The 13,278-nt window shown below is 75.4% G+C and carries 12 protein-coding genes and 1 riboswitch; of the genes, 5 read left to right on the plus strand and 7 right to left on the minus strand.

Annotated features, from left to right (window positions below; genetic code table 11):
• The first annotated feature begins 110 nt into the window (after nt 1–110).
• Nucleotides 111–440 (plus strand): antibiotic biosynthesis monooxygenase family protein, encoded by a 330-nt coding sequence (locus tag M8330_RS05470; protein WP_250826501.1) that lies wholly within the window; start codon nt 111–113, stop codon nt 438–440.
• Here M8330_RS05470 and M8330_RS05475 read toward each other — a convergent pair.
• The gene (locus M8330_RS05475) at nt 407–1,525 is read right to left on the minus strand and encodes an FUSC family protein (RefSeq protein WP_250826502.1); all 1,119 of its coding nucleotides are present in this window, start codon (nt 1,523–1,525) and stop codon (nt 407–409) included. The two genes, M8330_RS05470 and M8330_RS05475, sit on opposite strands and share 34 nt — an antisense overlap.
• Before the next feature lie 174 nt (nt 1,526–1,699).
• Here M8330_RS05475 and M8330_RS05480 point away from each other — a divergent pair, with 174 nt between their 5' ends.
• Entirely contained in the window at nt 1,700–2,470 is a 771-nt protein-coding gene (locus M8330_RS05480) for an HAD family hydrolase (protein ID WP_250826503.1), read from the plus strand.
• Nucleotides 2,467–5,061: a glycoside hydrolase family 65 protein gene (locus M8330_RS05485; RefSeq protein ID WP_250826504.1), complete on the plus strand. Its 2,595-nt coding sequence runs from the start codon at nt 2,467–2,469 to the stop codon at nt 5,059–5,061. Before M8330_RS05480 ends, M8330_RS05485 begins: the two co-directional genes overlap by 4 nt.
• 16 nt (nt 5,062–5,077) lie before the next feature.
• On the opposite strand, the gene M8330_RS05490 is transcribed toward M8330_RS05485, so the two are convergent.
• Nucleotides 5,078–5,548 carry an SRPBCC family protein gene (locus M8330_RS05490; RefSeq protein WP_250826505.1) on the minus strand — a complete coding sequence of 157 codons (471 nt, stop codon included), beginning with the start codon at nt 5,546–5,548 and terminating at the stop codon, nt 5,078–5,080.
• Nucleotides 5,549–5,752: 204 nt separating this feature from the next.
• On the opposite strand from M8330_RS05490, the gene M8330_RS05495 reads away from it, so the two are divergent.
• Together M8330_RS05495 and M8330_RS05500 are read left to right on the plus strand one after the other, a co-directional pair.
• Nucleotides 5,753–6,709 (plus strand): EamA family transporter, encoded by a 957-nt coding sequence (locus M8330_RS05495; protein WP_250826506.1) that lies wholly within the window; start codon nt 5,753–5,755, stop codon nt 6,707–6,709.
• An 83-nt stretch (nt 6,710–6,792) separates the two neighbouring features.
• Entirely contained in the window at nt 6,793–7,068 is a 276-nt protein-coding gene (locus M8330_RS05500) for a hypothetical protein (RefSeq protein ID WP_250826507.1), read from the plus strand.
• Here the strand turns inward: M8330_RS05500 and M8330_RS05505 are convergent.
• The 5 genes from M8330_RS05505 to M8330_RS05525 are packed head-to-tail and all read right to left on the minus strand — an operon-like array spanning nt 7,055 to nt 13,077.
• The gene (locus M8330_RS05505; protein ID WP_250055529.1) at nt 7,055–7,984 is read right to left on the minus strand and encodes an ECF transporter S component; all 930 of its coding nucleotides are present in this window, start codon (nt 7,982–7,984) and stop codon (nt 7,055–7,057) included. The two genes, M8330_RS05500 and M8330_RS05505, sit on opposite strands and share 14 nt — an antisense overlap.
• Entirely contained in the window at nt 7,981–9,642 is a 1,662-nt protein-coding gene (locus M8330_RS05510) for an ABC transporter ATP-binding protein (RefSeq protein WP_250826508.1), read from the minus strand. Before M8330_RS05510 ends, M8330_RS05505 begins: the two co-directional genes overlap by 4 nt.
• Complete coding sequence (locus M8330_RS05515; RefSeq protein ID WP_250826509.1) at nt 9,639–10,889, minus strand: energy-coupling factor transporter transmembrane component T family protein; 1,251 nt, start codon at nt 10,887–10,889, stop codon at nt 9,639–9,641. The genes M8330_RS05510 and M8330_RS05515 overlap by 4 nt, the downstream gene beginning before the upstream one ends.
• Complete coding sequence (locus M8330_RS05520; protein ID WP_250826510.1) at nt 10,886–11,935, minus strand: hypothetical protein; 1,050 nt, start codon at nt 11,933–11,935, stop codon at nt 10,886–10,888. The genes M8330_RS05515 and M8330_RS05520 overlap by 4 nt, the downstream gene beginning before the upstream one ends.
• A gap of 8 nt (nt 11,936–11,943) precedes the next feature.
• On the minus strand, nt 11,944–13,077 hold the full coding sequence (locus tag M8330_RS05525; RefSeq protein ID WP_250826511.1) for a prenyltransferase/squalene oxidase repeat-containing protein: 1,134 nt from the start codon (nt 13,075–13,077) through the stop codon (nt 11,944–11,946).
• Nucleotides 13,078–13,184: 107 nt separating this feature from the next.
• A riboswitch (cobalamin riboswitch) is annotated at nt 13,185–13,276 on the minus strand.
• Between the last annotated feature and the right edge of the window lie 2 nt (nt 13,277–13,278).

Consider the following 13,278-nt stretch of genomic DNA (forward strand, 5'->3'; position numbering starts at 1 on the left):
GCGAGGCCCCAGGGGTCCCAGTCGCTTCACCCGGCAGCCCCCGACACCGGCCCCCGGGAGGCAGGGCAGCAGGCAGGGCAGCGGGCAGGGCAGCGGGCAGGATGGGCCTCGTGCACGTGCCCCGGACCGGCCAGGTCGTCACCGTCTTCCGCAACCGCCTCGACGCCGAGCACGAGCGCGCCTACCGCGACGAGCTGGCCGTGGTGGCCGCCCTGGCCACGGCCATGCCCGGCTTCGTGGAGACCAAGACCTTCACGGCCGAGGACGGCGAGCGCTGCACGGTGGTGACGTTCGCGGACGCGGCCTCGCACCGGGCGTGGGCCGAGCACCCGCGGCACCGGGAGGCCCAGCGTCGCGGCGTGGCGCAGTTCTACGGGCAGTACTCGATCGCCGTGGGCGAGACGACCTACGCCAGCGCCTTCGAGCGCGGCAGCAGCTGAGCGGCGGCCCAGCCGACGACGAGCCCCACGGCCACGCCGAGCAGCGTCTCCACGCCCCGGTCGAGCAGCAGGCTGCTCATCGGCTCGGGGCTGGCCAGGTGGACCATCAGCAGCGCCAGGGGCGTGATGACCACGAGCGCGAGCGCGTAGTTGCGCATCACCAGCAGCTCCGCGGCGCCCTGGAGCACGACGACGAGCAGCACCACGACGAGGCCGGGCGGGTCGAGGGTCAGGACCAGCGCCGCGAGGCCGAGGCCGACGAACGTGCCGACGACGCGGTGGATGCCGCGCACCACTGCCGGCAGCCACTCCCGCGCCATCAGCGGGACGACGGCGGAGACCATGGCCCAGTAGGGGTGACCGATCCCGACGCCGGTGGCCAGGGCGCCGGCGACGAGGACCGCCACGGCACCGCGCAGCGCGTGCCGCGTCATGTCGGTCGGTCGCACGTGGGGCGGGGCGGTCCGCACCCCACCGGGGCGGTCACCGACCGCACCGCGCTCGGCCAGGCCGCCCAGAGCGCTGACGAGGAGGGCCAGCAGGGCGCCGGAGAGCCCGACCAGCACGGCGGCCAGCACCGTGCCGGCGTCCGCGGGGATGGCCGAGGAGGCGCCGAAGCCGAAGACGGTGAACAGCGGGCCGGGCGGGCGCCAGCCCCAGTGGTCGGAGAGCAGCGACGCTCCGCCGGCGAGCACCGCGGCCACCGGCACCGCCAGCCAGGCCCGCTCCGAGGAGGTGGCGACGAGCGCTCCCAGCACGACCGCGAGCACCAGCCAGGCGCCGGCGCGCGCCTGCATGCGGACCCGCTGGCGCCAGGGATCGTTGCGGGCGTAGATCGAGGCGAACGCGCCGAACGTGGCGTAGGCGGACCACTCCAGGTGGTCGGTGGCCCACAGCACCAGCAGCGGCACCGCGACGCTGAGCCCTGCCCGCAGCGCGACCCGGTGCGCGCCGGCGTGCGGACCGACGGCGAGCAGGCCGGAGGTCAGGCGGGCGCGGGTCGAGGCGTCCCCGTTCGCCGACGTCGCGGACGTCGGGGTGGACGGCGTCGAGGAGGGCGGCACGGAGGTCGTCGGCGGCGTCATGCCCCCTGGAACCGCGGCGCGCGGCCGCGTCCTCCCGTTCCCTTCTGCTGAGCGGAAGCGAGGTGGGTCACTCCCGGGCACCTGTCCGGACCGCCGCACACCCTCCCCCGGGTGTCAGATGCGTCTCAGGCCCTCCTGCTAGGTGACGCGCGACGCACCGCCTACGCTCGCCTGGTGACCCAGGAGACGATCACGCCCGGCAGCACCCCCGACTGGCGTTCCGTCGGCGCCGTCCTCTTCGACCTCGACGGCGTGCTCACGCCGACCGCCGAGGTGCACATGGTCGCGTGGGGCGAGATGTTCAACGCCTTCCTCGCGACCGTGGACGACGAGGGTGCCGACACCTCGGAGTACACCGACGCCGACTACTTCGCCCACGTCGACGGCAAGCCCCGCTACGACGGCGTGCGCGACTTCCTCGCCTCCCGCGGGATCGAGCTGCCGGAGGGCTCCGCGGACGACGACGCCGACGAAGTGACCGTCCGCGGGCTCGGCAACCGCAAGAACCTCGCCTTCAACGAGGTGCTCGAGCGTGACGGCGTCGAGCCCTACCCGGGCTCCGTCCTCCTGCTCGACCACCTGGCCGAGATCGGCGTGCCCCTGGCCGTCGTCTCCTCCTCGGCCAACGCACCCGCGGTGCTGGCCGCCGCCGGGATCGCCGACCGCTTCGGCGTCGTCGTGGACGGCAAGGTCGCCGCGACCGACGGCCTGCCGGGCAAGCCCGCGCCCGACACCTACCTGGCGGGCGCCGAGCGCCTCGGCGTCCCGTCCTCGCAGGCGGTCGTCGTCGAGGACGCCGTCTCCGGCGTGCGTGCCGGTGCGGCCGGCGACTTCGCCGAGGTCATCGGTGTCGACCGCGGCGTGGGGCTGGAGACCCTGCGCGAGAACGGCGCCACCCTCGTCTGTTCCGACCTCGCCGAGCTCGTCCCCGGAGGCCCCGCATGAGCCGCGTCCACGTCCACAGCGACCCGCTGGACCGCAGCCGCTTCGGGCTGGACCCCTGGAAGCTGACGGAGTGGGCCTACCGCTCCCACGACCTCGGCGTGACCGAGACGCTGTTCAGCGTCGCCAACGGCTACCTGGGCATGCGCGCCAACCCCGAGGAGGGCCGGGACGCCTACGCGCACGGCACCTTCGTCAACGGCTTCCACGAGACCTGGCCGATCCGGCACGCCGAGGCCGCCTTCGGCTTCGCCCGCACCGGCCAGACCATCGTCAACGTCCCCGACGCCAAGCTGATGAAGGTCTACGTCGACGACGAGCCGCTCATCCTGGGCACCGCCGACCTGGAGCACTACGAGCGCAGCCTGGACTTCCGCGACGGCGTCCTGCGCCGCACGCTGATCTGGCGCACCCCGGCCGGCAAGCGGGTGAAGGTCGAGTCCTCCCGGATGGTCTCGATGACGCAGCGCCACCTCGCGCTGCTCAGCCTCGAGGTGACGATGCTCGAGGGCGACGCCCCCATCGTCATCTCCTCCCAGCTGCTCAACCGCCAGGACGGCAAGGACGAGTACCACGACCCGTCCGCCGCCATGGGCGAGGGCGTCGACCCGCGCAAGGCCGCGAAGTTCGAGGACCGCGTGCTCCTGCCGCGCGTGCACTACGCCCGCCAGGACCGGATGATGCTGGGCTACCAGTGCGCGAACTCGGCCATGACCATCGCCGTGGGTGCCGACCACGTCCTCACCACGCAGGCCGACCACGAGACCGTCGTGCGCGGCGACGAGGACCTCGCCAAGATGGTCTTCCGCGCCGACGCCTGCGCCGGCCAGAGCATCCGCGTGGACAAGTACGTCGCCTACCACACCTCCCGCGGCGTGCCCGTGCGCGAGCTCTCCGACCGCTGCAACCGCACGCTGGACCGGGCCACGCGGCACGGCATCGAGGCCTACCACGCCGACCAGCGCGCCTGGTACGACGCGTTCTGGGAGACCGCCGACGTGCTGGTCACCGACGAGCACGCCGACGCCGAGCAGCTGGCCGTGCAGCAGGCCATCCGCTTCAACCTGTTCAGCCTGGCGCAGGCCTCCGCGCGCGCTGACCAGCAGGGCGTGCCCGCCAAGGGCGTGACCGGCTCCGGCTACGAGGGCCACTACTTCTGGGACTCCGAGATCTACGTCTCGCCGTTCCTGACCTACACCCAGCCGCAGCTGGCGCGTAACCTCATGCACTTCCGCTCCCGGATGCTGCCGGCCGCGCGTCAGCGCGCCCGCGAGATGGCCCAGTCGGGTGCGCTGTTCCCGTGGCGCACGATCAGCGGCGAGGAGGCCTCGGCCTACTACGCCGCCGGCACCGCGCAGGTGCACATCGACGCCGACGTCGCCTACGCGCTGAGCCAGTACGTCAACGCCACCGGCGACCGCGGCTTCCTGGTCCGCGACGGCATCGACATCCTCGTGGAGACCGCGCGCATGTGGGCCGACCTGGGCTTCTGGCGCTCCAACGGCACCCCCTCGTTCCACATCCACGGCGTGACCGGCCCGGACGAGTACACGACGGTCGTGAACAACAACCTGTTCACCAACGTGATGGCGCGCTACAACCTCGAGGAGGCCGTCGCCGCCTGCGAGATCGTCGAGAAGGACTTCCCCGAGGACTGGCACCAGGTGCGCCGCCGCCTCGACATCTCCGAGGACGAGATCGAGGAGTGGCGCCGCTGCGCGGCCGGGATGCACGTGCCGTTCGACGCCGGCCTTGGCATCCACCCGCAGGACGACTTCTTCCTCGACCGCGAGGTCTGGGACCTCTCCAAGACGCCCGACGAGCTGCGCCCGCTGCTGCTGCACTACCACCCGCTGGTGATCTACCGGTTCCAGGTGCTCAAGCAGGCGGACGTGGTGCTCGCGCTGTTCCTCCAGGGCGACCGGTTCACGCCCGAGGAGAAGCGCGCCGACTTCGAGTACTACGACCCGATCACCACCGGCGACTCGACGCTGTCGGCGGTCGTGCAGTCGATCGTGGCGGCCGAGGTCGGCTACCACGAGGTGGCCTGGAGCTACTTCCTCAACTCCCTCTACGTCGACCTGGCCAACCTGCACGGCAACACCGTGGACGGCATGCACATCGCCTCCACCGGCGGCATCTGGTCCGCGCTGGTCTGTGGCTTCGCCGGCATGCGCGACCGGGGCGGGCGGCTCTCGTTCGACCCGCGGCTGCCGGACACGTTCCCGCTGCTGCGCTCGGGCCTGGTCTGGCACGGCACGCGTCTCCAGCTGCACCTGGAGGCGGACTTCTTCTCCGTGGAGGTCGTGGAGGGCACCGAGCCGGTCACCATCAGCGTCCGCGGCACCGAGCACGTGGTGGCGCCGGGCGCGCCGGTGCGGGTCGAGCTCGACGGACGCGGCACCCGGCTGGCCGGCACGCTGACCGAGAAGCCCCAGCTGGGCGGCGTGCGCGCCGACGGCACGCGGATCACCGCGGGGGTGCCGGAGCCGATCGCGCTGGACGAGGACGTCGACGAGGCCACCGCCACGGCGATGAGCCAGCCGATGAACTCGGCGCTGGGCCCCGACCCGACGATCGACGGGGAGTACTGAGCCGGGGAGGCCTGTCTCAGGCCTCGGGGACGCCGGCCTCCAGCTGCGCCTTCATGGCGGCCAGGCCCTTCTCGAAGTCGCCCGCGACCAGCTTCTCCATCGGCACGAACCGGGCGAGCAGCCCCATGAGGCCGGCGTGCACGCCCTGCATCGTCCAGGTGACCAACGTGCCGTCGGCGACCGGCTCGGTGCCGAAGACCACCGTGTTCTCGGCCCGCATGGGCCGGGTGAAGGCCAGGCCCACGGTCACCGCGGTGGGCGTGACCTCGACGATGCGCATCGAGCCGGCACCGGCCTTGCGGTTGCCCGACCACGCGTAGGCGGCCCCGACGCCGGACTCGGCGCCGCTGTAGACCCGCTCCATGCCCGGGTCCGTGTCCTCCCACGGCGACCAGGAGCGCCACCGGTGGAAGTCGACGACGAGCGCCTGCACGTCCGCCGGGTCCGCGGCGACCCTCGTGCTCCGCGCGATCTGGAACTCACCCATGTGGGCGAGCCTAGGGTCAGGGCGGCCCTCGCGCGAGCGGAACTGCGGACCTGGCTGGTCCGGTGCAGGTGGGCCCACGTCCGGCTGCCGGGGCACGTCGGCACGACCGGTGTGGACGGTACTGGGGCTGACGCCGCGCCGACGCCGCGCCGCCGCCGTGGGACGGATGTCGGGCACCTCGTCCGCGGACCCTAGGCTGCCCGGGTGACCGCACGCTCCCCCGCCCCCGCGGCACCCCGGCCGACCCGGCCCCGGGTGCCCCCGGTCGTGCTCGTGCTGATCGGCATCGCGTCGGTGCAGCTGGGCGCCGGCGTGGCCAAGTCCCTGTTCGACGAGGCCTCGCCGACCACGTTGGTCTGGCTGCGGCTGGTCACCAGCTCGGTGCTGCTGCTGGCGTTCGTGCGGCCGCGGGTGCGCGGCCGCAGCCGCGCCGACTGGGGCGTCGTCCTCGCCTTCGGCGCGAGCCTCGGACTGATGAACTGGGCCATCTACCAGTCCTTCGCCCGGATCCCCCTCGGCGTGGCCGTCACCCTGGAGTTCGTCGGGCCGCTGCTGCTGGCGGTGGCCGGCTCCCGCCGCGCCCGTGACCTGGTCTGGGTGGGGCTCGCCGGGCTCGGCGTGGCACTGCTCGGCCTCGGCGACGGCGGCCTCACGCTCGTCGGCGCGCTGCTGGCGCTCCTCGCGGGTGCCGCGTGGGCCACCTACATCCTCGCCAGCGCCCGCACCGGGGCCGCCTGGGAGGGCCTGGACGGTCTGGCCGTGGCCAGCACGGTGGCCACCCTGGGGCTCACCCCGTTCGTGCTGGGGCCGGTCGCGACCGGCGGGCACGACTCCGCGCTGACCGACCCGCACGTGCTGCTGCTGGGCGCGGCGGTGGGGCTGCTCTCCTCCGTCGTCCCCTACTCGTGCGAGCTGGTGGCGCTGCGGACGCTGCGCCCCTCCGTCTTCGGCATCCTCATGAGCCTGGAGCCCGCCGCGGCCGCGCTCGCCGGCCTGCTCGTGCTCGGCGAGCTGCTGGGGGCGGCCCAGTGGGCGGCGATCGTGTGCGTGGTGGTGGCCAGCGTCGGGGCGACCCGCTCCGGCGGCCCGCCCCGGGGAGCCGGTGGTGGTACCGGACCCGTCGGGGCTGGTGCCCGTCACAGAACGGTCGCACGGCGTTAGCCCGGAGGCTCCCGAGCGCTCCTAGCGTGGACGGTGCCGGCAGCTCCAGCCCGCCGGCCGACCACTCCCCTCGGAGGCGAGCCGTGACCCACGCACCGCGCACCCCGCTGCTGCGTCTCGTGGCCGAGCGGCCGCGCGCGCCGATGGCCGTGATCCGCCGTGCCGCCGAGCACGTGGTCGAGTCGAGCACGCTGGGCTCGCGCCGCAACGCGATGCTCGCCGCCACCGCGCTCGCCGCCGCCCGCGCCGAGCGCGAGGACGTGGAGGAGTTCCTGCGCCTGCGCGAGCAGGCCGTGGCCCCTGCGGTGGCCTCTGCGGGCCGCGCCGGTGCCGAGCCCCGGGGCGTCAGCGCTCGCTGACCCCGCCCGTCGACTCGTCCGCGGCCTCCTGGCCCTGCTCGACGCGGCCCGTCACGGTCGCGCGCCGCGCGGCCCGACGCAGCACCGCGAGGATGCTGGGGCCCAGCACCACGACCGCGACCGCGTTGGTGACGGCGCGGACGGAGTCCCACCCGCCGGTGGAGGTCAGCAGCGTGTAGACGCCGAAGCGCTGGAGGTTCTCCAGCAGCGGGGCACCGGGCACGTAGGTGAGGTCGCCCTCGTGGCCGGGCACCGCGACGCCCAGCGCGAACGGCCAGGACGAGAGGTTCATCAGGGCGCCGAACAGGTAGGCGGCCAGCACCCCGTAGACCGCCAGCAGCGCGATCTCCGCGGCACCGCGCAGCGGGCGTCCACCGAGCCGCTGCGGCAGCAGGCCCGCCAGCATCCCCACCCAGGCCGAGCAGAGCATCTGGAACGGCAGCCACGGCCCCACGCCGCCGGTCATCAGCGCGGAGGCGAGCAACGAGGTGCAGCCCAGCGCGAAGCCGAACCCGGGGCCGAGCACCCGGCCCGCCAGGATCAGCAGGAAGAAGACCAGCTCGATGCCCGCCAGCCCCGGGGAGAGCGCCCGCGCGACCGCGTTGACGGCGCTCAGCACCCCCAGCAGGGCCAGCACCCGGGCGTCCAGGCCGCCCTCGGAGATCTCGGCCAGCACCACGGCCACCACGACCGGCAGCAGCGCCAGGAACAGGAACGGCGGGTCCATCCGCTGGTCCCCCGCCCAGCCGGGAGGCACCTGCACCAGCAGCGGCCAGACCAGCATCATCAGCCCGGCCAGCGACGCCAGACCGAGCACCAGCGCCGAGCGGCGGCTCAGCGGCACCGCCGCCGTCACGTCCTGGTGGAGGCGGGTCTCGAGGCCGGTCTCGAGGCGGGGGTCGGGGGCGGCCGTCATCGCGCACCTCCCGAACCGGCCAGGGCGGCGCGGACCTCGTCCACGACCAGCCAGGGGGCGCCGAGCACCTTGGTCACCTGGGGGCTGAACGCCGGGGACTCCGCGAGCACGGCGCGAGCGGGCCCCGCCGAGACCACCTCGCCCTCGGCCATCACGACCGCGTCATCGGCGACGAGGGCGGCGAACTCCACGTCGTGGGTGGCCACCAGCACCGCCCGGCCCTCGTCCGCGAGCGAGCGCAGGGCCGCGGCCAGCGCGCCCTTGGCGCGGTAGTCCAGGCCGCGGGTCGGCTCGTCGAGCAGGAGCACCGGCGGCCGCGGGACGAGCACCAGCACCAGGGCCAGCGCGAGTCGCTGCCCCTCGGACAGGTCGCGCGGGTGGGCCTCGTCGCGCACGCCGGGCGCGAGGGTGTCGAGCAGCGCCCGGGCCGTGCCGGGGGCCTCGGCCTCGCGGTCCGCGCTGGCCAGCTCCTCGGCCACGGTCTCCAGGTACAGCAGGTCGCCGGCGTCCTGCGGGAGGAGGCCGACGAGGCCGCGGCGCGCGTCCGCGGGCAGGCGTGCGGGGTCGGTGCCGCCGCCGTGCTGGTCGGGGTCGGGCACGACCACGACGCTGCCGCCCGCGCGCTCGCGGGTGCCCTGGAGCGTCCACAGGAGCGTGGACTTGCCGGCGCCGTTGCGCCCCATGAGGGCGGTGACGCGGCCGGTGGGCAGGTCGAGGTCCAGCTCACGGACGGCGACGTGCCGCCCGCCCGGCCCGACGGTGACGGTGAGGTCGCGGGCGCCGAGGCCGCCGGGCGGGCGCTCGCGGACGGGGGTCGCGGGCGCGGGCAGGTCGGTGGTGAGGCCGCGGGCGCGGCGGCGGGCATCGCGGACCGAGAGCGGCAGCGGGCTCCAGCCGGCGGCCCGGCCGAGCTCGACCAGCGGGGGCGCCACGGGCGCGGTCGCGAGGAGGCCGGCCGGGGCGCCGACGTCCAGGTGCCCGTCGGTGCCGAGCAGGGCCAGGGTGTCGGCGAAGGGCACCACCCGCTCGAGCCGGTGCTCGGCGACGAGCACGCTGGTGCCGAGGTCGTGGACGAGGCGGGTGAGTGTCGAGAGCACCTCCTCGGCCGCGGTCGGGTCGAGGGCCGAGGTGGGCTCGTCGAGCACCAGGAGCCGCGGGTGCATCGTGAGCACGGCGCCGACCGCGACCCGCTGCTGCTGGCCGCCGGAGAGCGTGCGCAGCGCCCGGGCGCGCAGGTCGGCGATGCCGAGCAGGTCGAGCGTCTCCTCGACCCGACGGCGCATGGTGCCGGGGGCGACCCCGAGCTGCTCCATGCCGTAGGCCAGCTCCTCCTCGACCGTGTCGGTGACGAAGCCCAGGGCCGGGTCCTGGCCGACGTAGCCGACCAGGTGGGCGCGCTCGCGCGGTGGCGCCTGCAGCACCGAGGCGCCGTCGAGCAGCACGTCGCCGGCCAGCACGCCGCCGGTGAAGCGGGGCACCTGCCCGGCGACGACCCCGAGGAGCGTGGACTTGCCGACGCCGGTGGGGCCGGCGAGCACGGTCAGCTCGCCCTCCTCCACGACGAGGTCGACGCCGCTGAGCACGCGGCGGGCCGGGGACTCGGCGGTGGCGGGGTGGCTGAAGGTGATCCCGCGCAGCTCCAGCAGCGGGGCGCTCATGCGTCGTCCCCCGTCACCGGCGGAGGCGGTGCGACGAGGCCGGTGAGCACGGCCACGACGCAGACCACCAGGGCGCCCGGCGCGAGGCCCGGCAGGGCGTCGGTGCCCGGGTAGGCGAGCGCGACCTGGTGGGTGGAGGTGTGCCAGGCCAGCACGCCGACGGCCAGGCCGCCGAGGGCGACGACGACCTCGGGCCAGCGCCAGCGGTCGGGGCGGTAGCGGGTGCGGGGCACGCGGGCGCCCGCCGCGCGCAGCCCCAGGACGGCGGCGAGCAGCCCGACCCCCAGCATGGGCAGGGCCAGCACCCGCGGGGCGGTCTGGTCGAGCACGGCGTAGACGCCGACGCAGACGCCGACCAGGCCGGTGAGCATGAGCGCCCCGGTGCGTCGCCGGGAGCGGGCGTCGGCGCCGGCGGTGCGGCCGTAGCCGCGGGCGTCCATGCTGGCCGCCATCGCCAGGGACCGCTCGAGCGCGTCCTCCAGCACCGGGACCAGGAGGCGTCGCAGGCCGCGCACCCGCCCGCTGGGGCCGGAGCGCAGCGACTGCGCGGCGCGCACCCGCTGCACGGACTCGGCCAACTGCGGCAGCACCGTGACCGCGACGACCAGGGCCGTGCCGACCTCGTAGAGCGCCGCGGGCACCGAGCGCAGGAGCCGCTTGGGGTTGGCCAGCGCGTTCGCGGCACCCACGGCGATGACGATGGCGGCCAGCCGGAGGCCGTCGTAGAGCCCGCTGAGCACGGTGGACGTGGTCACCGGGCCGAGCAGCGCGATGCCGGCGGCGAACCCGGGCAGCGGGATGCTCGGCAGGTCCAGCAGCACCGGACCGGTGGCGTAGGCGCCGCCCAGCAGCACGCGGAAGGTGACCCGCAGGGCCACGATCGCGGCCCCCAGGGCGAGGTAGAACCGGAAGGAGCGCGACCAGGGCTGGTCGCCGTGGCGTGCGGAGACGACGAGCGCCGCCGACCCGACGAGCAGCAGCAGCGCGAACGGGTTGGTGGTCAGCGAGGCCGCCGTGGCCAGGCCGAGGGCCCAGACCCACCACGCGACCGGGTGCAGGTCGCGCGGGAGCCGGGCCGCGCGGGCGCGCGCGAGGAGCCGTCGACCGGCACCGGTGCGGGCGCGGGCGGCCGCGCTCGTGGGTCCACCCGGCCCACCCTGGACCTCTCCCCCGGCCCGGCCCGTGGGCGCGGCGGGGACCGCGTCCGGGGTGCCGGGCGCGGAGGAGCGGTCCTGGGTGCTGGTCACCGGGGGTCGGGTCCCCCGTTCCCTGTGTTGCTGCTGCCCGTGGCGGTGCGGGCCCGGTGGCGGCGGGCGAGGGCGACGCCGCCCGCGCCGAGGAGCACCGCCAGCACGGCGGCGCCGGCGATCCCGGCGGGGATGCCGCCGTCGGTCTCGGACGCCGCCAGAGACGTGTCGTCGCTGACGGTGTCCCCGTCGTCGGTCGCCTCGGCGCTCGGGTCCGTGCTCGGCTCGGCGCTCGCGGACGCCTCCGCGCTCGCCGAGGCGGCCGCACGCGCGGCCTGGCGCCGCTCGGCCCGCCGGGCCTTCGCCCGGGCGTCGTCGGTGGCGGACGCGGTGGCGTCGTCGCCGGCCTCGGCGGACGGGTCCGTCGAGGGGTCGGCGCTCGCGTCGGCCGAGGCGCTGCTGGACGAGCCGGAGCCCGAGGAGCCGGAGCCGCCCGAGCCGCCGGAACCGCCCGAGCCGGAGCCCGAGCCACCCGAGCTGCCCTTGCCGGAGCTGCCGGAGGACCCGCTGCCCGAGCCGGAGCCCGAGCCGGAGCCCGACGTGGGCGACGCGGACGCGCCGTGCTGCGGGGCGCTGGTGGCCGGGGTGACGGTGCCGCTCTGGTCGTCCCAGGTGACGGCGACGGAGCCGCCCGCGGGCACCGTGAGCGACCAGGCGCCCTGCTGCGAGTAGGTCCAGCCGCCCTCGCCGTCGCTCCACCACAGGTTCCAGTACGCGCTGGCAGGCGGGGTGTTCACGCACGGGTCGTCGGCCGGGACGCCGTCGACCCGGCAGATGAAGCCGGGCTGGCGCGTGGGCTGGGTGAGGCTGTGCCCGGCCGCGGTGAGCAGGGTGGCCGCGGTGTCCCCGCCGCCGTCCACGCACGCGGTCTGCACGCCTCCGCCGAGGCCGTTGAACTCGACCACGACGCTGACCCCGCCGGCGTCCGCGCAGGTGGCGGCGCCGGCGGGCGCGGCGAGGGCGAGCGAGCCCAGGCAGGCCGAGGCCGCCGCGAGCACGAGGCCCGCGGCGGCCCGGGTGGCCCTGGTGGCCGTGCCGGTGGGCACGATCAGCCCTAGCAACCGGCGATCGTCAGGCTCGCCAGCGCCGGGGCGGCGTCGGCGGTGGCCTTCTGCCACTGGTAGGCACCGGTGTCGCTGATGCCGTCCGACTCGCCGGTGCGGCGGGTCTTCGGGTCGTAGGCGATGGCGCCGTTCTGGCCGGCGAGCGCGTCGCCGCTGCGGGCGCCGAGCACCTGGGAGCGGGTGATCCACTGGGCCGCGTCCTGGGCCCGGGTGCAGGCACCGAGGGCGGTCAGGGCCCGGGCGGCCAGGCCGGTGGAGTCGGTGTTGGACGACTCCGTGCTGGAGCCACCGCCGTAGGAGCCGTTGCGCTTCTGGCCGGAGCGCAGCCACGACAGGGCGTCGGCCAGCGCGGCGTCGACCTTGCGGACGAGCACCGGGGAGCCGGAGGAGGCGATGGCCGTGAGCGACAGGACGGCCTGGGCGGTGCTGTCGGTGTCGGCACCGGAGTCGCCGGCACCGCTCTTGCAGCCCTGGCGCTTGGCCGAGGCGTCGTTGAAGTTCAGCCGGAAGTACCCCTCGTCGCACTGCTGGCGCAGCAGGAACCGGGTGGCCGCGGCGGCCTTCTTGCGCGAGCCGTCCTCCGCGAGCGCCTGTGCGGCGAACGCCTGGCCGAAGACGTTGGCGGTGTCGGCGTAGCCGGTGTCGTCCTGGACGCGGCCGACGATGCCGTCGTCGGTGCTGAGCATGGCCTTGAGGTTGACGATCAGGTCGTCCTGCGCGTTCGCCGGGCTGAGGCCGGCGTCCTGGAGGAAGGCGGCCGCCTTGGCGGTCGCGGAGGCGTAGCCGAGGACCTCGCCGTCGGCGTAGGTGTAGCCACGCACGCCCTCGCTGACGGCCTGGGCCACCGCGTCCACCGTGTCCGCACCGGCGCCCAGCTCGAGGAGGGCGGTCGCGACGTCGATGGAGACGCCGTAGTCGGAGTAGGAGTAGGTCGAGCCGTCGTAGTCGTAGAAGACCTCGACGAGGCCGTTCTCCGCCGGCTGCTTGGCCAGCCACTGGGCGGCCTTGGTCTCGCGCTTCTGGGCGGTGACGGCGCCGGCCGGGGCGACCGTGCCCAGGGCCAGGGCTCCGGTGGTCAGCGCGACGGTGGCGAGCGCCGCGACGCGGCGCAGAGGGGTCTTCACTGGTGTTCCTTCCCGCTGCACAGCGAGAAGGCGCTGCCGGACCCGGTGCCCGGCGTGCCCACTCGCTGCTTTCCTCGACAGCGTGTGATCAGGACGGCCCGGGTGCAGGTGTTCCGGCTCGCCCGCGCCGCCACGCCCCAGGGGCAGCGAGCACGGGCCTACGGTTGCGGGTCAGCGCCGGACTTTCCACCGGCTTCCCCC

Source organism: Nocardioides bruguierae, assembly GCF_023656415.1.
GTDB lineage: Bacteria > Actinomycetota > Actinomycetes > Propionibacteriales > Nocardioidaceae > Nocardioides > Nocardioides bruguierae.

Excerpts from the sequence above, each read along its gene's own strand:
- M8330_RS05475 (WP_250826502.1), bottom strand. The coding sequence starts at position 1,525 with ATGACGCCGCCGACGACCTCCGTGCCGCCCTCCTCGACGCCGTCCACC.
- M8330_RS05485 (WP_250826504.1), top strand. The coding sequence starts at position 2,467 with ATGAGCCGCGTCCACGTCCACAGCGACCCGCTGGACCGCAGCCGCTTC.
- M8330_RS05490 (WP_250826505.1), bottom strand. The coding sequence starts at position 5,548 with ATGGGTGAGTTCCAGATCGCGCGGAGCACGAGGGTCGCCGCGGACCCG.
- M8330_RS05505 (WP_250055529.1), bottom strand. The coding sequence starts at position 7,984 with ATGACGGCCGCCCCCGACCCCCGCCTCGAGACCGGCCTCGAGACCCGC.
- M8330_RS05510 (WP_250826508.1), bottom strand. The coding sequence starts at position 9,642 with ATGAGCGCCCCGCTGCTGGAGCTGCGCGGGATCACCTTCAGCCACCCC.